The organism is Pseudooceanicola nanhaiensis, from assembly GCF_020171315.1.
In the GTDB taxonomy this organism is placed as follows: domain Bacteria; phylum Pseudomonadota; class Alphaproteobacteria; order Rhodobacterales; family Rhodobacteraceae; genus Pseudooceanicola; species Pseudooceanicola nanhaiensis_A.
This window is the reverse complement of record NZ_JAIUZP010000011.1, coordinates 42595-67745: the sequence shown is the minus strand read 5'-3', so window position 1 is coordinate 67745 and position 25151 is coordinate 42595. Positions and strand designations below refer to the sequence as shown.

Annotated in this window: 20 protein-coding genes; 12 read left to right on the top strand and 8 right to left on the bottom strand. The window is 67.8% G+C overall.

The window, feature by feature from the left end:
• The first annotated feature begins 25 nt into the window (after positions 1-25).
• The 4 genes from dctP (at position 26) to LCM32_RS17845 (ending at position 5063) form a co-directional block, all read left to right on the top strand.
• Entirely contained in the window at positions 26-1060 is a 1035-nt protein-coding gene (gene dctP / locus LCM32_RS17860; protein WP_224822528.1) for a TRAP transporter substrate-binding protein DctP, read from the top strand.
• A gap of 86 nt (positions 1061-1146) precedes the next feature.
• The gene (locus tag LCM32_RS17855; RefSeq protein ID WP_224822454.1) at positions 1147-2511 is read left to right on the top strand and encodes a glutamine synthetase family protein; all 1365 of its coding nucleotides are present in this window, start codon (positions 1147-1149) and stop codon (positions 2509-2511) included.
• Positions 2512-2532: 21 nt separating this feature from the next.
• Positions 2533-3921: an aldehyde dehydrogenase family protein gene (locus tag LCM32_RS17850; protein WP_224822453.1), complete on the top strand. Its 1389-nt coding sequence runs from the start codon at positions 2533-2535 to the stop codon at positions 3919-3921.
• Positions 3918-5063 carry an iron-containing alcohol dehydrogenase gene (locus LCM32_RS17845; RefSeq protein ID WP_224822452.1) on the top strand — a complete coding sequence of 382 codons (1146 nt, stop codon included), beginning with the start codon at positions 3918-3920 and terminating at the stop codon, positions 5061-5063. The genes LCM32_RS17850 and LCM32_RS17845 overlap by 4 nt, the downstream gene beginning before the upstream one ends.
• Positions 5064-5078: 15 nt before the next feature.
• Here the strand turns inward: LCM32_RS17845 and LCM32_RS17840 are convergent, their stop codons facing one another.
• Genes LCM32_RS17840 through LCM32_RS17830 form a run of 3 tightly spaced genes read right to left on the bottom strand, consistent with a single transcriptional unit; the run spans position 5079 to position 8317 of the window.
• Positions 5079-5708 (bottom strand): TetR/AcrR family transcriptional regulator, encoded by a 630-nt coding sequence (locus LCM32_RS17840; RefSeq protein ID WP_224822451.1) that lies wholly within the window; start codon positions 5706-5708, stop codon positions 5079-5081.
• Between the two features lie 57 nt (positions 5709-5765).
• Positions 5766-6929 (bottom strand): acetate/propionate family kinase, encoded by a 1164-nt coding sequence (locus LCM32_RS17835; protein WP_224822450.1) that lies wholly within the window; start codon positions 6927-6929, stop codon positions 5766-5768.
• A complete protein-coding gene (locus tag LCM32_RS17830) occupies positions 6926-8317 on the bottom strand; it encodes a bifunctional enoyl-CoA hydratase/phosphate acetyltransferase (protein ID WP_224822449.1) in 1392 nt (463 codons plus the stop codon). Before LCM32_RS17830 ends, LCM32_RS17835 begins: the two co-directional genes overlap by 4 nt.
• A gap of 421 nt (positions 8318-8738) precedes the next feature.
• Here LCM32_RS17830 and LCM32_RS17825 point away from each other — a divergent pair, with 421 nt between their 5' ends.
• Both LCM32_RS17825 and LCM32_RS17820 read left to right on the top strand, forming a co-directional pair.
• On the top strand, positions 8739-9044 hold the full coding sequence (locus LCM32_RS17825) for a phasin family protein (protein WP_224822448.1): 306 nt from the start codon (positions 8739-8741) through the stop codon (positions 9042-9044).
• A gap of 204 nt (positions 9045-9248) precedes the next feature.
• Complete coding sequence (locus LCM32_RS17820) at positions 9249-11549, top strand: xanthine dehydrogenase family protein molybdopterin-binding subunit (protein WP_224822447.1); 2301 nt, start codon at positions 9249-9251, stop codon at positions 11547-11549.
• Between the two features lie 307 nt (positions 11550-11856).
• Here the strand turns inward: LCM32_RS17820 and LCM32_RS17815 are convergent, their stop codons facing one another.
• A complete protein-coding gene (locus tag LCM32_RS17815; RefSeq protein WP_224822446.1) occupies positions 11857-13593 on the bottom strand; it encodes a hydantoinase B/oxoprolinase family protein in 1737 nt (578 codons plus the stop codon).
• The gene (locus tag LCM32_RS17810; RefSeq protein ID WP_224822445.1) at positions 13590-15662 is read right to left on the bottom strand and encodes a hydantoinase/oxoprolinase family protein; all 2073 of its coding nucleotides are present in this window, start codon (positions 15660-15662) and stop codon (positions 13590-13592) included. Before LCM32_RS17810 ends, LCM32_RS17815 begins: the two co-directional genes overlap by 4 nt.
• Positions 15663-15785: 123 nt before the next feature.
• Between LCM32_RS17810 and LCM32_RS17805 the strand changes: the two genes are divergently transcribed.
• The 6 genes from LCM32_RS17805 to LCM32_RS17780 all read left to right on the top strand — a co-directional run bounded on the left by LCM32_RS17805 (position 15786) and on the right by LCM32_RS17780 (position 22104).
• On the top strand, positions 15786-17144 hold the full coding sequence (locus LCM32_RS17805) for a hypothetical protein (RefSeq protein WP_224822444.1): 1359 nt from the start codon (positions 15786-15788) through the stop codon (positions 17142-17144).
• 185 nt (positions 17145-17329) lie between these two features.
• Positions 17330-18643, top strand: a complete 1314-nt coding sequence (locus LCM32_RS17800; protein WP_224822443.1) for an ABC transporter substrate-binding protein — start codon at positions 17330-17332, stop codon at positions 18641-18643.
• 176 nt (positions 18644-18819) lie between these two features.
• The gene (locus LCM32_RS17795; RefSeq protein ID WP_224822442.1) at positions 18820-19746 is read left to right on the top strand and encodes a branched-chain amino acid ABC transporter permease; all 927 of its coding nucleotides are present in this window, start codon (positions 18820-18822) and stop codon (positions 19744-19746) included.
• Positions 19743-20684: a branched-chain amino acid ABC transporter permease gene (locus LCM32_RS17790; RefSeq protein ID WP_224822441.1), complete on the top strand. Its 942-nt coding sequence runs from the start codon at positions 19743-19745 to the stop codon at positions 20682-20684. The genes LCM32_RS17795 and LCM32_RS17790 overlap by 4 nt, the downstream gene beginning before the upstream one ends.
• Positions 20681-21409, top strand: a complete 729-nt coding sequence (locus tag LCM32_RS17785) for an ABC transporter ATP-binding protein (protein WP_224822440.1) — start codon at positions 20681-20683, stop codon at positions 21407-21409. The genes LCM32_RS17790 and LCM32_RS17785 overlap by 4 nt, the downstream gene beginning before the upstream one ends.
• Positions 21409-22104 carry an ABC transporter ATP-binding protein gene (locus tag LCM32_RS17780; protein ID WP_224822439.1) on the top strand — a complete coding sequence of 232 codons (696 nt, stop codon included), beginning with the start codon at positions 21409-21411 and terminating at the stop codon, positions 22102-22104. The genes LCM32_RS17785 and LCM32_RS17780 overlap by 1 nt, the downstream gene beginning before the upstream one ends.
• A gap of 253 nt (positions 22105-22357) precedes the next feature.
• Here LCM32_RS17780 and LCM32_RS22020 read toward each other — a convergent pair whose 3' ends face one another.
• From LCM32_RS22020 to LCM32_RS17770, 3 genes are all read right to left on the bottom strand, one after another.
• Entirely contained in the window at positions 22358-22489 is a 132-nt protein-coding gene (locus LCM32_RS22020; protein ID WP_263618230.1) for a hypothetical protein, read from the bottom strand.
• Between the two features lie 284 nt (positions 22490-22773).
• Positions 22774-24144 (bottom strand): hypothetical protein, encoded by a 1371-nt coding sequence (locus LCM32_RS17775; protein WP_224822438.1) that lies wholly within the window; start codon positions 24142-24144, stop codon positions 22774-22776.
• On the bottom strand, positions 24141-25136 hold the full coding sequence (locus LCM32_RS17770) for a glycosyl hydrolase family 8 (protein ID WP_224822437.1): 996 nt from the start codon (positions 25134-25136) through the stop codon (positions 24141-24143). Before LCM32_RS17770 ends, LCM32_RS17775 begins: the two co-directional genes overlap by 4 nt.
• Between the last annotated feature and the right edge of the window lie 15 nt (positions 25137-25151).

Sequence of the window (25151 nt, the reverse complement as noted above, 5' to 3'; positions counted from 1 at the left end):
CAAACCCACACCGTCCGAGAAGATCCTGTCGTCCCGCCGCCGCTTCCTGAAGGGCGCGGGCGTCGGCGCCGCGGCCACGCTGGCGGCCCCCGCCGTGATCGCCCAGACCGGCGCGATCAAGTGGCGCCTGCAGACCTACTCCGGCGCGCCGCTGGGGGCCCATGTCATCAAGCCGCAGATCGACGCCTTCAACGAGGCGGCGAACGGCGAGATGGAGATCGAGCTCTACTACGCCGACCAGCTGGTGCCCACGGGCGAGCTGTTCCGCGCCATGCAGAACGGCACCATCGACGCCGTGCAGTCGGATGAGGCCACCATGGCCTCGCCGGTCGATATCTCGGTCTTCGGCGGCTACTTCCCCTTCGCCACGCGCTACTCGCTCGATGTGCCGGCGCTGTTCAACTACTACGGGCTTAAGGAAATCTGGGAAGACGCCTATTCCGAGGTCGACAACGTGACCTGGCTCTCCGCCGGGGCCTGGGACCCGCTGCACATCTTCACCAAGGACCCGATCCGCTCGCTCGCCGACATGAAGGGCAAGCGCGTCTTCGGCGTGCCGACCGCCGGGCGCTTCCTGTCGCAATACGGGCTGATCCCCGTGACCGTGCCGTGGGACGACGTCGAGGTGGCGCTTCAGACCGGCGAGCTGGACGGCGTGGCCTGGTGCGGCTTCACCGAGGCCTACGAGGTCGGTTGGGCTGATTTGTGCAATTATGCCCTCACCAACAGTGTCACCGGAGCGTGGTTTGGTTCGTATTTTGCAAACACCGAAAGCTGGAACAAGGTGCCCCCGCACCTGCAGGAGCTGTTCAAGATCACCATCGACCAGTCGCATTACTACCGCGCGGTCTGGTACTGGGGCGGCGAGGCCAAGCTGCGCGTCGAGGGCGAGAAGATGGAACTGACCTCGATCCCGCCGGAAGAATGGTCGACCGTGGTCAAGGACGCCGAAACCTTCTGGGACGAGATCGCGGCCCAGGGCGAGCGCCCCGCGAAGGTCGTCGAGGCCTTCAAGAAATACGCTGCAACCATGGAAAAAGCGGGCTATCCCTACCGCTGACGCCTTCCGGGCCGGGCGCACCGCGCCGCCCGGCCCAACCGCAACTTCGCGCCCGAGGGCGCTGATTTTCCAAAGAAGAGACGGACATGCCTGCCAATCTGACGTTCGATAAGCTCAAGGAAATGGTCGCCGCGGGCGAGATCGACACGGTGCTGACCTGCATCGTGGACATGCAGGGGCGTCTGATGGGCAAACGCTTCCACGCGGTGCATTTCGTGAACAGCGGCTACGAGGAAACCCACGGCTGCAACTACCTGCTGGCCACCGACCTCGAAATGACGACGGTGCAGGGCTTCAAGTCCACCAACTGGGAGGCGGGCTATGGGGATTACGTGCACAAGCCCGATCTCAGCACGCTGCGTCTGGTGCCCTGGCTGCCGGGCACCGCGATGGTGATGTGCGACCTGCTGGACCACCACACCCACGAACCCGTGCCGATCTCGCCGCGCGCGATCCTGAAAAAGCAGGTGGCCCGCGCCAAGGCCTTGGGCTTCGACGTCATGATGGCCACCGAGCTGGAGTTCTTCCTCTTCGAGCAGAGCTTCGACGCGATGCGCGACGGCAATTACCAGAACATGCAGACCTTCGGGCGCTACAACATCGACTACTCGATCTTCGGCACCACGAAGGAAGAGAGCGTGATGCGCGACATCCGCAACGGGCTCTACGGCGCCGGTATTCTGGTGGAGAACACCAAGGGCGAGGCCGAGGTCGGGCAGGAAGAGATCAACGTCAAATATTCCGACGCGCTCGACACCGCCGACATGCACACGATCACCAAGAACGCCACCAAGGAGATCGCCCACAAGCACGGGCGGTCCGTCACCTTCATGGCGAAGTATCACACCGACCGGGCGGGCAATTCCTCCCATGTGCACCAGTCGCTCTGGAAGGACGGCCAGCCCGCCTTCCTCGACATGGAAGACACCTACGGCATGTCCGCGACCATGAAGAGCTACATGGCCGGCCTGCTTGAACATGCCCGCGACATCACCTATTTCCTCGCGCCCTATCCCAACAGCTACAAGCGCTTCTGCGTCGGGCTCTTCGCGCCGACCAAGGCGGTCTGGTCGACCGACAACCGCACCGCGGGCTTCCGCGTCTGCGGCGAGCGGACCAAGGGCGTGCGGGTGGAATGCCGCATCGGCGGCGCGGACCTGAACCCCTACCTGGCGCTGGCGGCACAGCTGGCCGCGGGCCTTGACGGGCTGGAGCGCGGGCTGGAACTGGAACCCGCCACCCATGGCGATGTCTACCAGGCCGACAAGGTGCGCGAGGTGCCGCGCTCGATGGACGAGGCGGCGGAATTGCTGTGGAATTCCAAGATGCTGCGTGACGCCTTCGGCGACGATGTGGTGGAACACTACCACCGCGCGGCCCTGTGGGAGATCGAAGAGCGGGACCGTATCGTGACCGACTGGGAAGTCCGGCACGGTTTCGAACAGGCGTAAGCCTTTACCGGAGCGTAAGACATGACTGACATGATCCAATGTATCTCGCCCGTTGACGGGCGGGTTTATGCGGAGCGTCCGGCGATGCCGCTGGACGAGGCGCGCGCCGCCGTGGCCCGCGCCGCCACCGCGCAGGCCGAGTGGGCCGAGAAACCGCTGGCAGAGCGGATCGCCATCGTGGAGGCGGGCCTTGCCGCGCTGAACGAGGAGAGCGCCGAGGCCGTTGAGGAACTGGCCTGGCAGATGGGCCGCCCCGTGCGCTACGGCGGCGAATTCGGCGGCATGAACGAGCGGGCGGGCTACATGGCCTCGGTCGCCGAGGAGGCGCTGGCGCCCCTCGTGGTGGAAAGCTCGGACAAGTTCGAGCGCCGGATCGAACGGGCCCCCCATGGGGTGATCCTTGTCATCGCGCCGTGGAATTACCCCTACATGACGGCGATCAACGCCGTCGCGCCCGCGCTGATCGCGGGCAATGCGGTGATCCTGAAACATTCCGCCCAGACCCTTCTGGTGGGCGAGCGGATGGCCAAGGCCTTTGCCCGGGGCGGTGTCCCGGCGGAGCTGTTCCAGAACCTCTTCCTCACCCATGACGTGACCGAGGCGCTGATCGGCGAACGCGCCTTCGGCTTCATCAACTTCACAGGCTCGGTCGGCGGCGGCAAGGCCATCGAACGCGCGGCGGCGGGCACCTTCACCGGCGTCGGGCTGGAGCTGGGCGGCAAAGACCCGGGCTATGTCATGGAGGACGCGGACCTCGACTGGGCGGTGGACACGCTGCTGGACGGGGCGATGTTCAACGCGGGCCAGTGCTGCTGCGGGATCGAGCGGATCTATGTCCACGAAAGCCTCTACGATGCCTTCGTCGAAAAGGCCGTGGCCTTCGTCAACGCCCTGACGCTGGGCAACCCGCTGGAGCAGGCGACGACGCTGGGGCCGATGGCCAACGCGCGGTTTGCCAAGGTGGTGCGCGAACAGGTGGCCGAGGCGGTGGCGCAGGGCGCCAAGCCGCTGATCGACCCGGCCAATTTCCCGGCCGATGACGGCGGCGCCTACCTGATGCCGCAGATCCTCGTCGATGTGACCCACGACATGCGCGTCATGAAGGAAGAGAGCTTTGGCCCCGTTGTCGGCATCATGCCGGTGAAGGACGATGCCGAGGCACTCGCCCTGATGAACGATTGCGACTACGGGCTGACGGCCTCGCTCTGGACGCAGGACGTGGACCGCGCCATGGCGCTGGGGCGCAGGATCGAGACGGGCACCGTCTTCCTCAACCGCGCCGATTACCTCGATCCGGCCATGTGCTGGACCGGCTGCAAGGATACCGGGCGGGGCGCCTCGCTCTCGGTTCTGGGCTTCCACGCCCTGACCCGGCCGCGCTCCTACCATTTCAGAAAGGTGAAAGCATGAACCTCGTTGGAAACTGGTCCTATCCCACGGCGATCAAGTTCGGCGCAGGCCGGATCAAGGAACTGCCCGAAGCCTGCAAGCAGGCGGGGATCTCCAAGCCCCTGCTGGTGACGGACAAGGGCCTCGCCGCGCTGCCGATCACGCAGGACACGCTGGCGATCATGGAGGCTGCGGGCCTTGGCGCCGCGCTCTTTGCCGAGGTCGATCCGAACCCGACCGAGATCAACCTCGCCGCCGGGATCGCGGCCTACAAGGCCGGCGGCCATGATGGCGTGATCGCCTTCGGCGGCGGCTCTGGCCTCGACCTGGCCAAGACGATTGCCTTCATGGCGGGCCAGACCCGCCCGGTCTGGGATTTCGAGGACATCGGCGATTGGTGGACCCGCGCGGATGCCTCGAAGATCGCGCCCATCGTCGCCGTGCCCACCACCGCCGGGACAGGCTCGGAAGTGGGCCGCGCCACGGTGCTCACCAACTCCGAGACCCATTACAAGAAGATCATCTTCCACCCCAAGATGCTGCCCGCGGTCGTGATCTGCGACCCCGAGCTGACGGTGGGCATGCCCAGGATGATCACCGCGGGCACCGGCATGGATGCTTTCGCCCATTGCCTCGAGGCCTATTCCTCGCCCTTCTACCACCCGATGAGCCAGGGCGTTGCACTGGAAGGGCTGCGGCTGGTGAACGAGTATCTGCCGCGGGCCTATGCCGATGGCACGGACCTTGAGGCGCGGGCGCATATGATGTCGGCGGCGATGATGGGGGCGGTGGCCTTCCAGAAGGGCCTCGGCGTGATCCATGCGCTGAGCCACCCGGTCGGCGCGCTCTACAACACGCACCACGGCACCACGAATGCCGTCGTCATGCCCGCCTGCCTCGACTTCAACCGGCCCGAGATCGAGGACCGGCTGGACAAGGCCGCGGCCTACATGGGCATCGCGGGCGGCTACGAGGGCTTCTGCGCCCGCGTGGTGGAGCTGAACGAGATGCTGGGCATCCCGGCGAAGCTCTCGGCACTTGGCGTGGGAACCGACAAGATCGACCTGCTGACCGAAATGGCCCTGACCGATCCCTCGGTGGGCGGCAATCCGGTTGCGATGACGGTCGAGAACACCAAGGCGCTCTTCGAAGCGGTCATCTGACCGCGGCAGACGGGATCAGGCGGCGGGGGCGTCCTTCTGGGCGTCCCCGTTTTGCATCAGCACGCCGGGCTGCGGGCAGGGGCCCACTTGTTCGGCGCCTTCGGGGGTGATCATGCCGTGGATGATCAGGTGCACCGCGCGCCAGGCCTGCGCCGGGCGGTCCTCGGGGGGCTGGCCGCTCAGCATCGAGCCGATCATCCGCAGGCCGAGCGCCATGTCCGCGGCGGTCATGTCCTCGCGCAGCAGGCCCGCGCCCTTGGCGGCGCCGATCGGCGGCTCGAAGCAGCGCATCAGCCGCTCCTGCAGGCGTTCCACCGCCTGCGGTTCAGCCGTCTGGGCGCGCCAGAAATCGTAGAGCGTGCAATTGTCGGCTATCTCGCTGACCGTCGCGCTCAGCAGATCGAAGAAGGCGTGCGGATCCTGCCGCCCCTCGACCAGCGTCTCGATCCGCCGGAAGGAGCGTTCGAGCAGCGCCTCCACCAGCGCCCCCCTGTCGGGGAAATTGCGGTAGAGCGTTGCGCGCCCGACACCGGCCACCTGCCGGATATGATCCAGCGGTGCGGTGATCCCCTCGTTCAGGAAGACCTCATGCGCGGCCTGAAGCAGGCGGGCGCGGTTTCTAACGGCATCGGCGCGGCGTGTCATGCGGCGGAGTATATGGTGGGTCTTGGCAGCGTCAACGCAGGGCGGACGTGATTGCCCCTACAGAAGTGCTGCTGCCGCGCGTGCGATCACGATCTCCTCATCCGTGGGGATGACGAGCACGCGGATCTTGCCGGTTCCGATCTCCCGCGCGTTGGCAGCGTTGGCCTTCGGATCGACGGAAACCCCCAGCCAGCCCATGGGATCGCAGATCATCTGCCGCACGGGGGCCGCGTTTTCCCCGATGCCGCCGCAGAAGACGATGCCGTCCAGCCCCTCCAGCGCGGCGGCCATGGCCCCCAGTTCGCGCCGGATGCGGAAGGTGAAGTAATCCACCGCGTTCTTTGCATCCGTACTGTCGGAGTCGAGCAGGTCGCGCATGTCGTGGCTGATGCCTGAAATTCCGGCAAGGCCCGATTTCGTATAGAGGATTTCCGCGATCCGGTCGGGCGAAAGCTTCTCCTGCTGGAGCATGTAGAGCACCACGCCGGGATCGAGCTGGCCCGAGCGTGTGCCCATCGGCAGCCCGTCCAGCGCCGAGAATCCCATGGTCGAGGCCAGCGACCGCCCCTGCCGGATCGCGCAGAGCGACGCCCCGTTGCCAAGGTGGGCGACGGCGACGCGCCCCTCGTGGAGGTCGGGATACTCCGCGTCCAGCACGCCGGTGATGTAGTCGTAGCTCAGCCCGTGGAAGCCGTAGCGGCGCACGCCCTTGTCGTAATATTCCTTCGGCAGCGCGAAGGTGTCGTTCACGAAGGGATGCGAGCGGTGGAAGGCGGTGTCGAAACAGGCCACCTGAAGCGCCTCCGGGAAGGCCTCCACCGCGGCGCGGACACCGGCGAGGTTGTGCGGCTGGTGCAGCGGCGCGAAGGGCGAAAGCCGGTCGAGATCGGTGATGACCTCCGGCGTCAGCAGGGCCGGGGCGGAATGCTTGCGCCCGCCATGGACGACGCGGTGGCCCACGGCGCGGACTTTCGCGCTCGGATAGGCGCCCTCCAACGCGGCAAGGGCGGCCTGCAGCGCGCCGGCGTGGCTGGTGGCGGCGATGCGCTCTTCCTTCGCGATGCTGCGCCCGCTGGCGCTGTCCTTCAGCGACAGGACGGGGGCAGAGCCGATCCTTTCCACCTTGCCGACGGCGCGCGGGACGGGGTCGCCCGTCGCCGTGGCATAGAGCGCGAACTTCAGCGAGGAGGAGCCCGCGTTCAGCGTCAGCAGGTGGCTCATGCGCCGCCCCCGGAGATGCGGGCATGGTGCAGCGCCGCCACCGCGCAGGAGGCGAGGCGCGCCATGTCGTCATCGGCGCGGGAGTTCAGGATGAAGGGCACCTTGGCCCCCAGCACCAGCCCCGCGCCCTCGGCGTGGGAGATATAGGTCAGCTGTTTCGCCAGCATGTTGCCCGCGTCGAGGTTGGGCACGACCAGCACCTCGGCCCGGCCCGCCACGGGGGAGGTGATCCCCTTGGTCCGCGCGGCGGCGAGATCCACGGCGTTGTCCATCGCCAGCGGCCCGTCCACCAGCCCGCCGGTGATCTGCCCCCGGTCCGCCATCTTGGAGAGCAGCGCCGCGTCGATGGAAGAGGGCAGGTCGGGGTTCACTGTCTCCACCGCCGAGAGCACGCCCACCTTGGGCTGTTCGATCCCCAGCGACAGCGCGAGGTCGATGGCGTTCTGGACGATGTCGACCTTGGTCTTGAGGTCGGGCTGGATGTTGATCGCCGCATCGGTGACCAGCAGCGGATGGTTGAGCCCCGGCACATCCATCACGAAGACATGGGTCAGCCGCCGCCCGGTGCGCAGGCCATGGGCCTTGTCGAGCGCGGCCCGCAGCAGGACGTCGGTGTGCAGGTGCCCTTTCATCACCGCATGGGCCCGGCCCTCGTTCACCAGTGCCACGCCCTTCTCGGCGGCGGCGTGGTGGTCGGGCAGGTCGATCACCTCGATCCCGTCGAGGGAGCGGCCCATCTCCTCGGCGCAGGCGGCAATCTTGCGGGCACAGCCCACGAGGATCGGCTCGATCAGCGTGTGATCGCGGCCCAGCAGGGCCCCGCCAAGGGAATTCGGCTCCTCCGGGCAAACCACGGCGGTGCGCAGCGCGGGGAGGGGTTCGGCCTTGGCCAGCAGCGCCTCGAAGTGGCGGTGGCGCTGGACGATGAGGCCCGGCAGGTCGACGGTGGAATAATGCAGCTTGCGCTTGGGCGCCTCGACAAGGGCCTCTCCGCTGAGGATCAGCGCGTCGTCCGAGACCCGGCGGATCGTCGTCTCCAGCGTGACGGTTCCGGTGTCGGCCTCCTTGGAGAGGACCGTCACGGTCGAGACCAGCTCCTCGCCCGCATGGGCGCGTTCGTGGAAGGTGAACTGCTGCGCACGGTAGCGGGTGCCCGCCCCGGGCAAAACGTTGCCGAGAACGGCCGAGATCAGCGAGCCCAGGAACATGCCGGGGGCCACGGCCTCCTGCAGGCCGTCGCCGTCCCCGTCATAGTCATGCAGGTGCAGCGGGTTATGGTTGCCCGAGACATTCGCAAAGGCGATCAGGTCATCCTGGGTGCACAGCCGCCGGATCTGGGACGTATCCCCCGGGGCGAGCTCGTCGAATGTCCGGTTCTCGATCATCATAGTGCAACACTCCTGACCTTTACGCGACGGTACCTGCCTAGCCCGTGCCTGTCTCGCCGGACAAGCTGCTACCGTCACGTGACGCTGCGGTGACACCATAGCCGTCCATGAACCGGGCGAATTTGCGCTGGATCATGCCGCAGTGCCGCGAAGTTCGGCAGGACGGTCGTGGGAGGCGGCTCAGGATGGGGAGAACGCGGCCCGGGATGGGCATCGGGCACCGCAATCGGCGTGGGCGTCTTTATTCATGCACAGGTGAAATTTACACCGCGTTGGCAAAGAATCGCCGATGAAATGGGCGTAAGCGGACAAACGTGGGGTGATTTGTCCCGGAAGCGCCGGGAAATTGATCCCGGTCAAATCGGCGTTTTATCTCTCTGCTATGATTCCCGCCGGGGTAACTAGTTTGAAGGGATGTGCCATGTGCGCCACCAAAACCACCGCTGCCAAGCCTGCGGGCTTCATGGACAGCAAAGACATGCCGGTCTGGCCAGCGGCGCAGTTCTTTGAAACATTGATGGAGTTCGGGTCGGAACTCTCCACCTTCACCGCGGCGCGGATGAAGGAAGACGTGGATTTCACCCACACGATGCTGCATTGCCGCACGCCGGCAGAGCTCTACCAGGCGCAGCTCGAATTCTACAAGAAAGCCGTGAACGACTATCACGACGAAGCGGGCAAACTGGTCGAGATCGGCCGCAAGATCGGCTTCGAAGAGGTCATCTGACCCTGCGCGGGCCCGCCACCGGGCCCGCTTTCGCATGGGGCCGGGGGGCGGGCGCCGTCCTGCTGCCCGCGGGACGGGCGTGCGGCGCTATACGGCGTGAATGAATGGCAGGATTGCAGGATCACCTCTTGCAACCTGCGCCGATCCCCTGTTCCCTCGCCGCGCCGGGCCACCGCCCGATGACGCAAGGACAGGAGACGCCCCATGACCGCAATGCCCCCCCGCCTCGGACGAATCGAGGATGACAGGCTGATCACCGGTCAGGGTCGCTACACCGACGACCTGCCGCAGCCCGGCGCATTGAAGGCCTATTTCCTGCGCGCCAGCATCGCCAACGGCACCGTCACCACGCTGAATGTCGAGGACGCCCGCGAGATGCCGGGCGTTGTGGCGATCTTCACGGCGGCGGACCTCGTCGCCGATGGCGTGGCGCCCTATCAGGCCCCGCTGAATGTCGAGGGGCCGGACGGGACCAAGTACACCGCGACCGAGCGTCCGCTGCTGGTCTCGGAGCGTATCCGCTACCTCGGCGAGCCGCTGGCGATGATCGTGGCCGAAAGCCTTGCCGAGGCCATGGATGCCGCCGAGGCAATCGAGGTGGATTTCGACGATCTGGACGCCGTGGTGCATGTCACCGACGCCCGCGCCGAGGGCGCGCCGCTGGTCCATGACGAACGGCCGGGCAACATCGGCGCGATCTGGGGCCGGGGCGACTGGGATGCCACCGCCGCTGCACTGGAGGCCTCCGACAAGGTCGTGCAGCTGCGCCTGCCGATCAGCCGCGTGACCGCCGTGGCGATGGAGCCGCGCAACGCCTTCGCCTACGAGGAAGAGGGCGGGCGGCTGGCGCTCTATGCCTCCTACCAGCACCCGGTTTCGCTGCGCGCCGACCTCGCGAATTGCTTCGGCATGGAGCCGGAGAGCATCCGCGTCGTGGCCAAGGACGTGGGCGGGGCCTTCGGCATGAAGCACGGGCCGCTCCGCGAGGAGATGCTGGTCTTCTGGGCCGCCAAGATGCTGGGCCAGCCGGTGCGCTGGCGCGCCGATCGCTCGGAGGATTTCATCTCCGACGAGGGTGGCCGCGACATGGTCTTCGACGCCAGCCTCGGGCTGGATGCCGAGGGCAATTTCACCGCGCTCTCGGTCGAGGTGTTCCAGAACATCGGCGCCTATGCCACGGGCCGCTCGATGCCCGCGATCCTGAACATCGGCGGCATCGCCGGGGTCTATCGCACCCCCTCCGTCGCCGCCCGGATCGAGCTGGTGCTGACCAATACCGTGCCGGTGACCGCCTACCGTGGCGCGGGCCGTCCCGAGGCGACTTTCATCATCGAACAGCTGGTGGACAAGGCCGCACGGCAGCTGGGCCTCGACCCGATCGAGCTGCGGCGCCGGAACCTGATCCAGCCCGAGCAGATGCCTTGGACCTCGCCCTTCATCTTCGATTACGACAGCGGCGATTTTCCCGCGATCCTCGAAGCCGGGCTGAAGAAGGCCGACGCGGAGGGCTTTGCCGCCCGCAAGGCCGAGAGCGAGGCCAAGGGCCTGCTGCGCGGCTTCGGCCTCGCGCTCTGCGTCGAGACCTCGGGCGGGCCCTATGGGCGCAAGTCCGATGATGCCACCGACATCTCTTTCAACGCGGACGGCACGGTGACCGTGGCCGTGGGCGCCTTCTCGGCGGGGCAGGGCCTGGAGACGGCGATGATCGACCTCGCCGCCGCCGAGCTGGGGCTGAGCCCGGATCGCATCCGCTACGTGCAGGGCGACACCGAGACGGTGAAGCGCGGCAAGGGCATGGGCGGCTCCTCGGCGATGATCCTGGGCGGCTCCGCGCTGCAGGACGGCGTGTCGCGGGTGATCGCCCAGGCCAAGGAGATCGCGGGCGACGCGCTGGAGGCGGATGCCGCCGACATCGAGTATGACGCGGGCACCTTCCGCATCGCCGGCACCGACCGCGAGATCGAGATGACCGAGGTCGCGAAGCTGGCCGCCGAGAGCGGCGTGCAGCTGATCGGGCGCGGTATCTTCGAGACCGACGGGCCGACCTTCCCGAACGGCTGCCACGTGGCCGAGGTGGAGATCGACCCCGAGACCGGGCAGGCCCGCCTCGACCGCTATTCCGCCATCGAGGACATCGGCATCGTGCTGAACCCGCAGCTGGCCGAGGGGCAGATCCACGGCGGCGCGGTGCAGGCTCTGGGGCAGGTCTTCCTGGAAGAGATGCGCTATGGCGAAGGCGACGGGCAGCTGCTGACCGGGACCTTCATGGATTACGCCATGCCGCGCGCCGAGGACATGCCGCTCTTCAACTGCGGCTTCCACGAGGTGCCGACGTCGCTGAACCCTCTGAAGGTGAAGGGCGTGGGCGAGGCTGGCTCCGTCGGCGGCATGGCGGCCGGCATGTCGGCGGTCTGCGATGCACTCGCGCAGCGCGGCGTCGAAGATTTCGCGATGCCCGCGAGCCCGGGTCGGGTCTGGGCCGCACTGGACGCCGCGAAGGGCTGACGTGGGGCGGGGCGTCTTGCGGCGCCCTGCTGACCTCTCGATCTGTCCCGCCCGGCCGTCAGGCCGGGCAGCGCCGACCCGCCCCCATGGGGCGGCGCTCGCGCGCCACCCCGCGGGACGGCGCCGCCCTTCGTGCATAGTGTCCGGCGATTGAGAAGGCGCACTCCGGGGGCATGCCGGCTCCCGGTCGCTTTTCCCCCGGCGCAAACCTCTCAACCTTGCCCGGAATTTTCAAAAATTCCGGTCCGTTTTCTTTGAAGAAAACGGGCGTCACCGCCCCCGCGCGATACCCTCTCGACCGGCGCGCCTAGACGCCGGCCCCGCGGCGCGGCGCCGTGGCCTCGGCGTCCACCTCGACCCCCGCCAGCACCACGCCGAAGAGCGCCTCTGCCTGCGCCGCCGTGTAACGCCCCAGCCGCACGTCCTGTGCCACCAGCGCCGGGTCGCGGCGCATCGGATCGCCCCAGCCGCCGCCGCCGGGCGTGCGCACATGGACCACGTCGCCGGGAGCCAGCGGGATGTCCTGCTCCTTCGACAGATGCTCCGGCACATGGACCGCGCCGTTCCGGATCACCTCGACCCGGTTCATCGCGCCGTCCGCGCCGCCCATGGCGCCTTGCGGCCCGTACCGCCCGTGGTCCATGACAAAGCTCGCCCGCGCCGATCCGCGCCGCAGCTCCAGCTTGTAATCCAGCCCGAAGCCGCCGCGATGGGCACCGGCCCCGCCGGAGCCTTCGTGCAAGGCGTAGTGGTGGTAGAGCACCGGGAACTGCTGCTCCATGATCTCCACCGGCGGGGCCTTGGAGATGCCGATGGTGGAACAGCCATTGGCCAGCCCGTCCTCGCCCGCGCTGCCGCCGTAGCCGCCACCCGAGAGCTGGTACATGACGAAGTCGCGCCCCTTCTCGGGGTCGTGTCCGCCAAGGGCGAAGTTGCCCGAGGTGCCCGCAGGGGCCGCCGTGGCCCGGTCGGGCAAGGCGGGGGCAAGGGCGGCAAAGACCGCCTCGGCGATCCGCTGGCTGACCTCGGCCGCGCAGCCCGACACGGGGCGGGGGTATTGCGCATCGAGGAAGGTGCCCGCAATGCCTGTCACCTCAAGCGGCTCGAAGGCGCCGGCAGAAATCGGCACCTCCGGGAAGAGATGCCGTATGGCGAGGTAGACCGAGGAGAGCGTCGTGGCGAGGACCGAGTTCATCGGCCCGACACAGGGCGCGGAGGAGCCGGTGAAGTCGAAGCGCAGCCCGTCGCCCTGCCGGGTCACCGCCAGCCGGATCGCCAGCGGTTCGTTCACCACGCCATCGCTGTCGATCCAGGCCACCGCCTCGTGCAATCCCTTAGGGATCAGCGCGATGCAGGCGCGCATCTGCTGGGCGGCGCGGGCGCGCAACTCGGCAATCGCCCCAGCCACCACGTCGTCTCCATAGCGGTCGAGCAGGGCCGAGAGCCGTTCCGCCCCGACCTTCAGCGCCGCCGCCTGCGCCTGCACATCCCCGATCCGCTGATCCGCCACGCGGATGTTGGAACAGATGATCGCGTAGATCTCCGGATCGAGCACGCCCTGCTTGAAGAGCCGCACCGGCGGCAGCCGCAGGCCCTCCTGCTCCACCGAGGTGGCGGAGGCCGAGAAGCCGCCCGGCACAGCGCCGCCGGTATCGGGCCAGTGGCCGGTGTTCGAGAGCCAGCAGAAGATTTCGCCGTTCCGGTAGAAGGGCATGGCAAAGCGCACGTCCATCAGGTGCGTCCCGCCGAGGTAGGGATCGTTGACGATGTAGATGTCGCCCTCGACCGGCGCCGGGGTCAGCCCGTCGCGGATACGCTCCACCAGCACGCGGGTGGAATATTGCATCGTGCCCACGAAGACCGGCAGGCCGCCCGCGCCCTGTGCGATCAGCGCGCCATCCTCGGCGGCATAGATCCCGTCGGAGCGGTCGTTGGCCTCGGCGATCACGGGCGAGAAGGCCGCGCGGGAGAAGCTGAGGTCCATCTCGTCGCAGACCTGTTGCAGGCCCGCCTGGATGACGCTGAGGGTGATCGGGTCGATCATGCCGCACCTCCGATGTGAACGATCAGGTTGCCCATGGCATCCGCCTCGGCCCGGTCGCCGGGCGGGATCAGCAGGGTGGTGTCCATCTGCTCGACGATGGCGGGGCCGGGGATCACCGCGCCCGTGGGCAGGTGATCGCGCCAGTAGAGCGGCGTGTCGTGCCACGCGCCGTCGAAACAGACCGACCGCGTGCCGCGCTGTGCCTCGGCCAGCGTGGCGCGCCGCTCGGCCGGGTCCAGCAGGATCGTCAGGTCGAGCGGCTGGCGGGTGCCTATGACCGAGCAGTTGGCGTTGACGACCGCGGCGCGGATCGTCTCCAGCCGCACGCGGAAGCGGTTGAAATAGACCTCTTCGAACCGCGCCAGCAGCGCCTCGGCGGTGATCTCGGCCCCGTCGAGGGGCACGCGCAGCAGGTGGGTCTGGCCCATGAACTGCATATCGAGCGAGAAGACCGCGCGCACCTCGCTCAGCGGCACCGTCTCGCGGGCGATGAGGGCGCGGCCCTCGGCCTCCTGCGCGCGCAGCACCGCGGCGAGGTCCTCCATCGGCAGGGCGTCGAGCGGGCGGTTCAGGGTGGTGACGAAGTCGTGACGCAGGTCGGCCACGACGCAGCCAAGCGCATTGGTGATGCCGGGGCGGGCAGGGACGAGGACCTTGGGCACGCCCAACTCCCGCGCAAGCGCGCAGGCATGGAGCGGCCCGGCGCCGCCAAAGGCGAAGAGCGCGAAGTCCCGCGGATCGGCGCCAAGCGAGAGCGAAACCATGCGGATCGCACCCGACATCTTGACGTTGGCAAGGCGGATCACCGCCTCGGCGGCCTCTTCCGGCGTCAGCCCCAGCGGTTCGCCCAGTTCGGAAGCGAAGATCGCGCGCACGTCCTCCAGCGTCACGCCGCCCTCGACAGAGGCGAGCTTGCCCGGGTCGAGCCGCCCCAGCAGCAGGTTCGCGTCCGAGATCGTGGGCCTTGTGCCGCCGCGGCCATAGCAGATCGGGCCGGGCGTGGCGCCCGCGCTTTCGGGGCCGACCTCCAGCAGGCCTGCGGCATTCACCTTGGCGATGGAGCCGCCGCCCGCGCCCACGGTGCGCACGTCCACCATGGGGACGTGGATCGGCATGGCATATTCCACCTCGATCTCGTTGCTGACGGCGGGCTGGGCATCGCGGATCAGCGCCACATCGGTGGAGGTGCCGCCCATGTCGTAGGTCAGCAGGTTCTCCAGCCCGGCCGCCCGGCCGGTGAAGGCCGCGGCCATGACGCCCGAGGCGGGGCCCGACATCACCGTCTTGGCCGCCTCGCGCGACACCGCGCGGGCTGAGACCATGCCGCCGTTGCCGTTCATCACCAGGAGGTCGCCGCCGTAGCCGCCCGCCTCCAGCTCGCCCGTCAGGCGCGAGACATAGCGTTCCAGCAAAGGCTGGACCGAGGCATTCACCGCCGCCGTCACCCCGCGCTCGAACTCCCGGCTTTCCGAGAGCAGCGCATGGCCGAGGGTGACGTGATCGTTGGGCCAGACCTCGGCGAGGATCTCGCCCGCGCGCAGTTCATGGGCGTTGTTGGCATAGGCATGGAGGAAGTGCACCACGACCGAGACACAGCCTGCCTCCAGCAGCTGCGCCGCGGCGGCGCGCAGGGCGTCCTCATCCAGCGCGGTGACGACGCGGCCCTGTGCATCCATCCGTTCGGGCACCTCTAGGCGCAGGTCGCGGGGGATCAGCGGTGTGAAGCTGCCCTTCATCCCATAGGCCTGCGGGCGGGTCCGGCGGCCCAGTTCCAGCACGTCGCGGAAACCGGCGGTGGTGATCAGCCCGGTGCGGGCCAGCTTGCGCTCCAGCACGGCATTGGTGGTCGTGGTCGTGCCATGGACGATGAGGTCCACCGTGGCGAGGTCGGCCTCGGCCACGGTCACCGCGTTCATCACGCCGCGTGCCTGATTGTCGAGGGTCGAGGGCACCTTGGCCAGCCGCACCCGGCCCGTGGCCGGATCGGTCAGCACCAGATCGGTGAACGTCCCGCCCACATCGACGCCGATCACGCGCCCTGTTGCCTCGGCCCTGCTGGTGCCCGCCATGACAGCCTCCTGAAAACCATTCGTGCACAAATGATTTCCATGGGCTGACCAAAAGTCAACGGCGCTGCGTCCTGCGGCGAATTTTCCCTGTGCGCGCGATCAGGAAAGGGGCAGTTTGGCGGCATGAGATCCCTGCCGCTCCTCCCGCTTCTTCTGCTGCTGCCCTCGACAGCGCTGGCCCATGCCTCCGAGCAGGGGTTCGTCCTGCTGCTGCCCACGGACCTCTATGTCGCGGGCGGCGCGGCCAGCGTGGCGCTGACGGTGCTGCTGATCGCGCTGGTGCCCCCGTCTTGGGCGGCGGCGCTGTTCCGGCCTGTCGGGCTGGCGCGGGTGCGGCCCCTGCCGGGGCGGGCGCGGATCAGCCTTGCGCTGACGGCCGCGCTGATGGGGCTGGTGGCGCTGGGCCTGACAGGCCCCCATGACCCGACGGAGAACCTGCTGCCGCTGGGGATATGGAGCGTCTTCTGGATCTTCCTCGTCTCGCTCACCTTGATCGCGGGCGGTCTCTGGCGTCTGGCGGATCCGTGGCGCGGGGTCTGGGCGCTGGCCCATGGGCTGGGCTGGCGGCGGCTGGCGCACCTGCCGCGGGCGCTGGGCAGCTGGCTGGCGCTGGCCAGTTTCCTCGCCTTCGCCGCCGTGCTGCTGGCGCATCCCGCCCCGGCCGATCCGGAGCGGCTGGCGCTGATGGTGCTGAGCTACTGGGGCCTGCACATGGCTGGCACGCTGGTCTTCGGCCCCACGTGGCTGCGCCGGGCGGAGGGTCTGGGCACGCTGCTGCGGCTCTACGGCCAGATCGCCCTGCTGGCGCGGCGGGGCAGGGCGCTGAGCCTCGGCCTGCCGGGCTGGCAGGCGTTGCAGATGCCCCGGCCCGCGCTGGCGCAGGCGACCTTCATGCTGACGGCCCTCGGGATCGGCTCCTTCGACGGGCTGAACGAGACCTTCTGGTGGTTCGGCCGCATCGGGATCAACCCACTGGAATTCCCCGGGCGCTCTGCCGTGGTCTGGCAGAGCGCGGCGGGCATGGTTGTCGCGGTGGGCCTGCTGATCGGGGCCTATACGCTCTGCGTCTGGCTGGGGCTGCGGCTGGCGCGGCTGCCGCTGGACCTGCGCGCGGGTTATTGCCTGCTGGCGCCAGCGATCCTGCCGATCGCCCTTGGCTATCATATCGCCCATTACCTGCCCTCGGCGCTTGTGGAGGGGCAGAACGTCTGGGAGGCGCTCGGCCATCTGACGGGTCTTTGGGAGTGGCATGTGACCACCGGCTTCTTCAACACGCGGGCGACGGTGCAGGCGATCTGGCTGTCGCAGGCGGGGGCGGTGGTGCTGGGCCATGTCATCGCCATCCTGATGTCGCACCTGATCGCGCTGCGGCTGACGGGCAATCACGCCCGCGCCGCTGTCTCGCAACTGCCGCTGGCGGCGTTCATGGTGCTCTACACGCTCTTCGGCCTGTGGCTGCTGGCCTCGCCGCGCGGCATCTGACCCGGGCAAACGGGGCTGCCGCAGGGGCATCTGCGCCGAAGCTCTGAGCAGTTTGTTTGTGTACCTACGAGTGATCCCGCGCCGACGTGCGGAAAAACTGGACAAGTCGTTTGCGTGCCTAAAGACTTGATTCCAAGGGTCACCCTATAAGACCCGCGACACGTCCAACCAACAGGGATACCGAGATGACCAAGCTGATCCTGCCCGCGGGAGAGGGCGCCAAGCTGCACTCCCCCGGTCGTCGTAAAGCACTGAAAACACTGGCTGCCGGCGGCGTCGCCGCGGCCACGATGCCGCTGCTGGGGCGCTATGCCTCGGCGCAGAGCGCGGCCCCCATCCGCATCGGCTTCCAGAAGCACGCCACCGGCATCGGTGCTGCCTACGGGCGCTGGTACGAACGCGCCACCCTGGCCGCGGTCGAGAAGATCAACGGCGAAGGCGGCATCAACGGCCGCCCGGTGGAGATCGTGACCGAGGATGACGGCACCGATCCCAAGCGCGGCGCCGAGGTGCTGGAGAAATTCGCCAACCAGTCGAACTGCGACGTGGCCTATGGCACGCTCTTCAGCCACGTGGTCATGGGCTCCGCCCCCCGCGCGGCAGAGCTGAAGCTGCCCTATTTCGTGGTCTCCGAAGGCCACCACGTCGCCTCGGGTGCGCTGAACCGCTGGACGCTGCAGCCGGGCATCACCGACGTGAAGAGCCAGATCCAGGCCATGGCGCCCTTCATCACGGATGTGCTGGGCAAGAAGGTCACCATGATCTTCCCGGATTACGCCTTCGGCTACGACCACCGCGACAACCTCGCGCCGGCCATCGAGGCCGCGGGCGGCGAGGTGATCGAGAAGATCGCCATCCCGCCGAGCGAAACCTCATATACGAAGTACTTCCCGCGCATCCCGCGCGAGACGGAAGTGATCTACCACGTCATGATCGGCCCCGGCGTGCTGACCTTCGTCAAGGAACTGGGCGAATTCTTCGGCCCCTCGCGGCCCGAGATCTTCGGCTTCGTCGACTCGATCGAGGCCACCGACCTGACCTCGCCGGGCCTCGAGTTCCTGGACGGCACCTACTTCTGGGAAGGCATGCCGCGCTACGCGCAGGCGGATGATACCGAGTATTCCACCGCCTACCGCGCGGCCGTCGGCTGTGATGCCAACGGCGCCAGCCTGGCCGATCCGAAGGACGTGGCGACCTATGCCCACATGTTCGGCTGCTGGGAAACGCTGCACATCATCAAGGCCGGGATGGAAGCCTGCGATTACAAGGGCATCGAGGACCGGCAGGCGCTGATCGAAGCGGTCGAGGCGATGACCGACATGCCCGAGGGCTTCGACCATCCGCAGGGGCCGAAGAAGTTCAACGGCAAGACCCACCAGACCTTCGGGCAGCAGTACATTTCCAAGGTCGAGGGCGGCAAGCTGGTGAAAGTCCACACCGCCTCGATCGAGGACACGATGTACCCCGACGAGGTCGACTACACCACGATGTCGTTCTGATCGGGCGGATCGGAACGCACTTCTGACCGGGACGGGGCGGGTGTCGGACAACCGGCGCCCGGCCCCGACCGGCACAGAGGGCACCTGACAGTCCCCCCGGCAGTCTGCTGCCGGGGGCTGTCCCCTGCGTCCGCCCGATCCCGGGCGGCGCGAGAGCTCAAGACGCGACGGACTTCATGGATTTCGGACCTTACCTGATGCTCGCCATGCTGGAGGGCGCGGTGCTGGCCTCGGTGCTGGCGCTGATGGCCTCGGGGCTCAGCCTCGTCTTCGGCGTGATGCGCGTGGTCAACGTGGCGCATGGCGAATTCTACATGCTGGGCGCGGTCATGGCCTGGGCGGTGACCTCCTTCATCGGCGGCGGCCCGGCCCTGGCCTTCATCGCTGCCGCGATCCTCGCGCCGCTTCTGGTGGGCGGGCTGGCCGCCGTGGCCGACATGGTGATCCTCAAGAGGCTGAACTACGACCCCGAGAGGACGATCGTTGCCACCATCGGGCTGCTCTACATCCTGCAGCAGGCCACGCTGATGACCTATGGCGCCGACGCGCGCCCCGTGGTGCCGCCGTTCAACCACCGCATCGCGCTGCCATGGGTCGAATGGGGCGAGGGCGGGCTGTCCTTCTACTTCCCCTGGGGGCTGTCCACGACCTCCTACAAGCTCTTCGTCATCGGGGCCGCCGTGGTGCTGATCGCCGCGCTGCGACTCTTCATGACGCGCTCCAAGGCCGGGCTGATCATGCGCGCCACCCAGCTGGACGGCGAGATGGCCACCGCCTTCGGCATCCCGGTCGAACGGGTCTATGCCGCTGTCTTCGGCGTGGGCGCGGGGCTCGCTGCTCTGGCGGGCGTGCTGATCGTGCCGATCCAGCAGGCGCACTACCTGATGGGGGGCGACGCGCTGCTGCTGTCCTTCATCGTCGTGATCATCGGCGGGCTCGGGTCGCTGGCGGGCACCATCGTGGCGGCCGTGCTGATCGGCATGTCCGATGGCATTATCTCGGTCTTCTTCTCGCCCACGCTGGCCAAGATCCTCGCCACGCTGGCCGTGGCGCTGGTGCTGGTCTTCCGTCCGCAGGGCCTGTTCGGGGGCAAGGGCCGATGACCGCGCGCTACTACTGGGGCCTGCACCTGGGCCTGATCGCACTGCTGTTCGCCGGGCATTTCGTCCTGCCCGCCTACCAGCACGGCAATGTCGCCCGCATCATGGTGCTGGCGGTCTATGCCATGGGCTACAACATCGCTTTCGGCTACACCGGGCTGCTGAGCCTCGGCCATGCGATGTTCTTCGGCGCGGGCATGTACGGGATGGGGCTGCTCTCCTACCACTTCGACGCGGGCGCGCTGCCGGCGATGGCTGCGGGCATCGTGGCGGGGGTGGTGCTGTCGCTGGTCGTGGGGCTGCTGGCGCTGCGCACGGCAGGCGTCAGCTTCATGATCGTGACGCTGATGTTCTCGCAGGCGCTGGCCATGACGCTGGTCTACTTCCGCGACATCACGCGGGGCGACGAAGGCTTCGTCATCCCCTCCGCCACGCGGCGGCTCTGGGGCATGGACCTCTCGGATGAGGCGCATCGCTACCTGATCGCCTGGGCGCTCTTCTCCGTCGTGCTGATCTTCACCCTCTGGCTGGTGCGCCACCGCTGGGGCCGCGTCTTCGTGGCCCTGCGCGAGAACGAGGAACGCGCCAGCCTGCTGGGCTATGACGCCTTCCGCACCAAGCTGGGGGCGCTGGTGATCTCGGGCACGATCTCGGCGCTTTCGGGCGCGGCCTATGCGCTGCTCTTCGGCTATGCCGGGGCGACCTTTGCGGGCGTGCAATATTCCATCTTCCCGCTGCTCTGGGTCCTTCTCGGCGGGGCGGGCACGGTGCTGGGGCCCTTCGTGGGCGCGCTCTTCATGTTCTACCTGATCGACCTCTCCTCGGGCGTGACCGACGCCTACATGCTGATCGCGGGCGTGGCGCTGGTGCTGCTGACGCTGTTCCTGCCCCACGGACTGGTGGGCGAGGTGAAGCGCCGCCTCTGGAGGGACCTGCCATGAGCGTGATCCTCCAGACCCGCGGCCTCTCGCGCAGCTTCTCGGGCCTGCCTGCCGTACACGAGGTGGATTTCGACCTGCCGCAGCATGAGATCCGGGCGCTCATCGGCCCGAACGGGGCCGGCAAGACCACCTTTGTCTCGATGCTGATCGGGCGGCTGCCGCCGTCTTCGGGCTCCATCACCTTCGAGGGGCGCGACGTGACCGCGCTGCCCGCGCCCAAGCGCGTCGGGCTGGGGATGGCCTATACGTTCCAGATTACCTCGGTCTTCGGCAAGCTGACCTGCCACGAGAATGTGGCCCTGGCCGCCATGCGCCGCCTTGGCGGGGATGCCAAGGCCGTGGAGGCCGAGGTGCGCGAGGCGCTGACCCGCGTGGGTCTGGCCGACCGGGCGGCGGACGTGGCGGGAGACCTCTCCTACGGCCACCAGCGGCTGCTGGAGATCGCCATGGGGCTGGCACAGCGCCCGCGCCTGCTGATCCTCGACGAGCCGACACAGGGGCTGGCCGAGAGCGAGATCGCCGATTTCAAGGCGCTGATCCGGGCACTCAAGGCCGAGACGACGATCCTCCTGATCGAACACAACATGTCCGTGGTGATGGAACTGGCCGACCGGGTGACGGTGCTGAACTTTGGCGAGGTGCTGGCCGAGGGCACGCCGCAGGGGATCCACGCCAGCCGCGCGGTACAGGCGGCCTACCTCGGCACCGGGACGGAGGAGGCGTGATGCTGAAGATCGAAGGGCTGGACGTCTCCTATGGCGCGGCACAGGTGCTGCGCGGAGTCTCGCTGACGGCGCAGGCCGGGCAGATCACCTGCCTGATGGGCCGCAACGGTGCGGGCAAGACGACGCTGATGAAGGCGATCATGGGGCTGCTGCCCCCGGGGGCGGGCTCCATCGCGCTGGAGGGCACATTGCTGTCCGACCTGCCGCCCCACGAGGTGCCGAAACAGGGCGTCGGCTATATCCCGCAGGGCAGGCGGCTCTTTGGCGAGCTGACGGTGGCCCAGAACATCGAGATCGGCCTGATGACCCGGGGCGGGGATGCCGCGCTGCGCGAGGAGTTGCTGGAGATTTTCCCGCGCCTGCGCGAGCGGCTGGGACAGCGCGCCGATACGCTTTCGGGCGGGGAACAGCAGATGCTGGCCACGGCCCGGGCGCTTGCCCTGAGGCCGAAGCTCCTGCTGCTGGACGAGCCGACGGAGGGCCTGCAGCCCTCGATGATCGAGGTGATCCGGCAGGTGGTGCTGACCATGCGTGACCGCGGTGTCGCCGTCCTGCTGGTGGAGCAGAGGGTGGACGCGGTGCTGGACATGGCCGACCGGGTCTTCGTCATCGAGATGGGCGCGAACCGGGACGAGATGGACCGCGCCACGCTGAGGGCCGATCCCGGGCGCCTGCGGGCGCATCTGGGGGTCTGACGCCCGCCGTCCGCGCAGAAAATTCTTCGAAGAATCTTCCCAAGAATTTTCGAAAACTCTTGGGTACCTCGCCGGGAGCGGCGCTCTAGCCATGGGCGAGGCGCCTGCCTGACGACAGCGATGGCCCAAAAGGAAACCACGGCGTCGGGGGGACGCCGTGGCCTAAGAGGTACTCAGTAACATTGGACCGCCTGTGTGTTAGAGGACTTCGCGACAGGCCCACCCCCCAGCGGGCCTGCCAACAGGCAGGTCTTTAGGCCGCGACGCCCAGCGTGCCGACAATCCAGGCCATGACGGCCAGACCGATCAGCAGTTCGAGCGCCTGTGCACGACGGCGGCGGCGGGTATTCTGGAAACGTTTGGTTTCGATTTCTTGCTTGGTCATAATGAAAATCCTGACAGAAAAAATTTTACCAGATTAACAAGCTCGGCTGGCAGCGGGTGCCGACGACCCTGCATCTTTAACCTAGCCTTAATCTTGCCTTTTTTCGATGTGCAAACGCAGCATTGGCCTGTTGAAACGGGCTAAGTCCATACACTGTAAGGATTTTAAAATTTGCGCCAAATTAAGGCAGTGGCCGCAATTGCGCCCCACTTCAACCTAATGTTGAGGGGTGGGACACAATTGCAGCGTAAGCCCTTCAAAAGAGGGCGAATCGTTTCTCGGAATTAATCGCCAATAGAGGCCAGAGCCCGGCGCGAAGCGGGGGTGGCGAGCTGATTGTGCAGCGCGAGGAACTGGCGGCGCGCCTCGGTCCGGTCACCGGAATTGAGGTAGGCGTAGCCCCGCAGCAGGGCGAGGTCGCGCCGCACGACACCGGTCAGGCGCTCCAATTCGTTGAAGTAGGCGATGGCGCGGCGGAAGTCCTTGCGCTCGAAGGCGGCGACCCCGCGCTTGTCGAGGATCTGGCTCTCGATATCGAGGCGCTGCTGGGCGGTGAACCGGGTGCTGGCCGCGACGCTGGCGGCTTCGTTCACCATGTTCAGGTTCAGCAGCGTGAGCGCGAGGCCATAGCTCGCATCGCGCCGGGTGGTGCCGTTGCCGCGCGCTGCGGCATCGCGGAAATCGGTCAGCGCCTGCATCGGACGGCCCGAGTTCAGGGCACACCAGCCGCGTTGGGAGAGGACCGAGGCGCTGCCGCCCCCGGCCGTCGCGGCCAGGCAGCTTTGCCAGTCGCCGCGGGCCGCGGCCCGCGCGGCTGCGCTCAGGCCCGCCGAACTGCCGCCACCGGAGGAGGGCGGACGGGTGGTGGAGGTGCTGCCGCCCGGCCGCGTGCTTCCGGCAGAGGCCGTGTCCGTGCTGGCGGAACTGCCATCGCGGGCACTGGCCCCCATGCCGGCCAGCAGCCGGTTTTCCACGGCGGTCAGCCGGTCTGCGGCGACGGGGGCCTGTGCCCGGGCGGTGTCGGCCATGGCCGAAAGGTCCGAGGCGCTTGCGATGGAGGCGGATTTTTCCAGCGTCGCCACGAGGATGTCGGGGTCATTGCAGCTGCGCACTACACCGTTCTGAATGCGCATCGCGGCATCGGTATCCCCGATGGCGATGTATTGCTCGGCTAGCAGCCAGGCGTTGTTGATCCGTTCGCAGCGCAGAAGCTCGGGCGAGTCGTTGGCGATGCGGATCGCCGCGTTGGCGTCGCCCAGGCCCACGACCTGGTCGAAGTTCTGCTGCGCCTCGGCGATGGTGAGATCGGACATCAGCGAGTCGGAGGGCGTCCAGCTGGGGAAATCCCGCCGCGTCTGTTCGATCAGGTCCCGCGCGACAGAGAAGTTCCCGGCCTCGATCTGGGCATAGATGCGGTCGATCGCGTCGCCGGCGTTCTGGGCCTCCAGTTCGCTCAGGTCCTCGGGCACCACCCAGTCGGGATAGCGCAGCTGCAGGCGCCGGATCTCGGAGCGCACGGCCTCCTGATTGTCTTCGGCAAGGTAGAACCGCAGCGCCTGAAGGTCGCTGTTGTTCGGGCTCTGCGCATGGACCGGCAAGGCGAAGGTCGCTTGCGAGAACAGGAGGGCGGCGAGGGTCAGTTTGGCTTTTTTCATATCGGCACACACATCGGGGCTGCTTCGGCCTGGGCAATCATGGCGAACATTTGCAGGGTCGCGGGGTAATACTCCGCGCGTGGATCGAAAGGCGGTATGATGGCGCCCACCTGCCCGGTCACCACGCAGGAGGTCAGCGCCGCGATGGAGCGGTAGCCCGCTTCGGTGCTGGTGGCGCGTGGGTGGCCGGTCTGCCTTTCGATAACGACCGCCGCCGTGCCCGCGGGGACGCGGGACTGGGCTTCGGTGTAACGCAGGAGGGCAGGGTGGTCGGACAGCCCCGACCAGACGTAGTAGAGCGGAATGCGCATCGCCTCGTAGCCCGCATCGAAGGAGAAGCCCTCGGCGGCGCGCAGCCCGGAGGAGGTCACCTCGACCCAGTCGGGCACGACGCCGCGCAGGGCCAGCTGGCGCGAGACCTCGACCGCGCCCTTGGCCGCGGCGGCGAGCCGGGGCTGGTCAAAGGCGCGCGCCAGTTCGGTCATGGCCAGCGGCATGGCATAGCAGGGGTTGTAGACGAAGCCGTCGGTGGTCTCGAACCCGTGGACGGCGGGCATCAGCAGCGGCTGCGCATCGGGGCCCTGCGCGATGCAGCGGGTCACGAGGTCGCTGACGATATCGCGGGCTGCCTGCATGTAGCCGGGCGCGTCGAAGCGTTGCGCGGCCCGCAACAGGGCCCAGGCCCGGAAGAGATCGCCGTCGGTGGCATTGTTCAGGTCGGGCACCCGGATGCGCGCATCGGGCAGCCAGCGCCAGGCCATCAGGCGGTCTTCGCGGATCTCGAGGTTGAACCGGCACCAGGCATCCATCCGGTCGAAGGCAGAGCGATCCCCTGCCGTTGCGGCGAGAAGCATCCCGTAGCCCTGGCCCTCGGAGTGGCTGGCGTTCTGCTGCGGTCCGTCAATCACCCGGCCGTTGGCATCCATGTGGGCATCGCGCCACGCCGACCAGACGTCTTCGATACGCGACCGGATCTCGATTTGCTGTGCCATGAGAGGAGAACCTGT

What these genes read in the sequence shown, in the direction of transcription:
- LCM32_RS17855 (WP_224822454.1), top strand. Translation starts at nt 1,147, where the DNA reads ATGCCTGCCAATCTGACGTTCGATAAGCTCAAGGAAATGGTCGCCGCG.
- LCM32_RS17850 (WP_224822453.1), top strand. Translation starts at nt 2,533, where the DNA reads ATGACTGACATGATCCAATGTATCTCGCCCGTTGACGGGCGGGTTTAT.
- LCM32_RS17845 (WP_224822452.1), top strand. Translation starts at nt 3,918, where the DNA reads ATGAACCTCGTTGGAAACTGGTCCTATCCCACGGCGATCAAGTTCGGC.
- LCM32_RS17840 (WP_224822451.1), bottom strand. Translation starts at nt 5,708, where the DNA reads ATGACACGCCGCGCCGATGCCGTTAGAAACCGCGCCCGCCTGCTTCAG.
- LCM32_RS17835 (WP_224822450.1), bottom strand. Translation starts at nt 6,929, where the DNA reads ATGAGCCACCTGCTGACGCTGAACGCGGGCTCCTCCTCGCTGAAGTTC.
- LCM32_RS17830 (WP_224822449.1), bottom strand. Translation starts at nt 8,317, where the DNA reads ATGATGATCGAGAACCGGACATTCGACGAGCTCGCCCCGGGGGATACG.
- LCM32_RS17825 (WP_224822448.1), top strand. Translation starts at nt 8,739, where the DNA reads ATGTGCGCCACCAAAACCACCGCTGCCAAGCCTGCGGGCTTCATGGAC.
- LCM32_RS17820 (WP_224822447.1), top strand. Translation starts at nt 9,249, where the DNA reads ATGACCGCAATGCCCCCCCGCCTCGGACGAATCGAGGATGACAGGCTG.
- LCM32_RS17815 (WP_224822446.1), bottom strand. Translation starts at nt 13,593, where the DNA reads ATGATCGACCCGATCACCCTCAGCGTCATCCAGGCGGGCCTGCAACAG.
- LCM32_RS17810 (WP_224822445.1), bottom strand. Translation starts at nt 15,662, where the DNA reads ATGGCGGGCACCAGCAGGGCCGAGGCAACAGGGCGCGTGATCGGCGTC.
- LCM32_RS17805 (WP_224822444.1), top strand. Translation starts at nt 15,786, where the DNA reads ATGAGATCCCTGCCGCTCCTCCCGCTTCTTCTGCTGCTGCCCTCGACA.
- LCM32_RS17800 (WP_224822443.1), top strand. Translation starts at nt 17,330, where the DNA reads ATGACCAAGCTGATCCTGCCCGCGGGAGAGGGCGCCAAGCTGCACTCC.
- LCM32_RS17795 (WP_224822442.1), top strand. Translation starts at nt 18,820, where the DNA reads ATGGATTTCGGACCTTACCTGATGCTCGCCATGCTGGAGGGCGCGGTG.
- LCM32_RS17790 (WP_224822441.1), top strand. Translation starts at nt 19,743, where the DNA reads ATGACCGCGCGCTACTACTGGGGCCTGCACCTGGGCCTGATCGCACTG.
- LCM32_RS17785 (WP_224822440.1), top strand. Translation starts at nt 20,681, where the DNA reads ATGAGCGTGATCCTCCAGACCCGCGGCCTCTCGCGCAGCTTCTCGGGC.
- LCM32_RS17780 (WP_224822439.1), top strand. Translation starts at nt 21,409, where the DNA reads ATGCTGAAGATCGAAGGGCTGGACGTCTCCTATGGCGCGGCACAGGTG.
- LCM32_RS22020 (WP_263618230.1), bottom strand. Translation starts at nt 22,489, where the DNA reads ATGACCAAGCAAGAAATCGAAACCAAACGTTTCCAGAATACCCGCCGC.
- LCM32_RS17775 (WP_224822438.1), bottom strand. Translation starts at nt 24,144, where the DNA reads ATGAAAAAAGCCAAACTGACCCTCGCCGCCCTCCTGTTCTCGCAAGCG.
- LCM32_RS17770 (WP_224822437.1), bottom strand. Translation starts at nt 25,136, where the DNA reads ATGGCACAGCAAATCGAGATCCGGTCGCGTATCGAAGACGTCTGGTCG.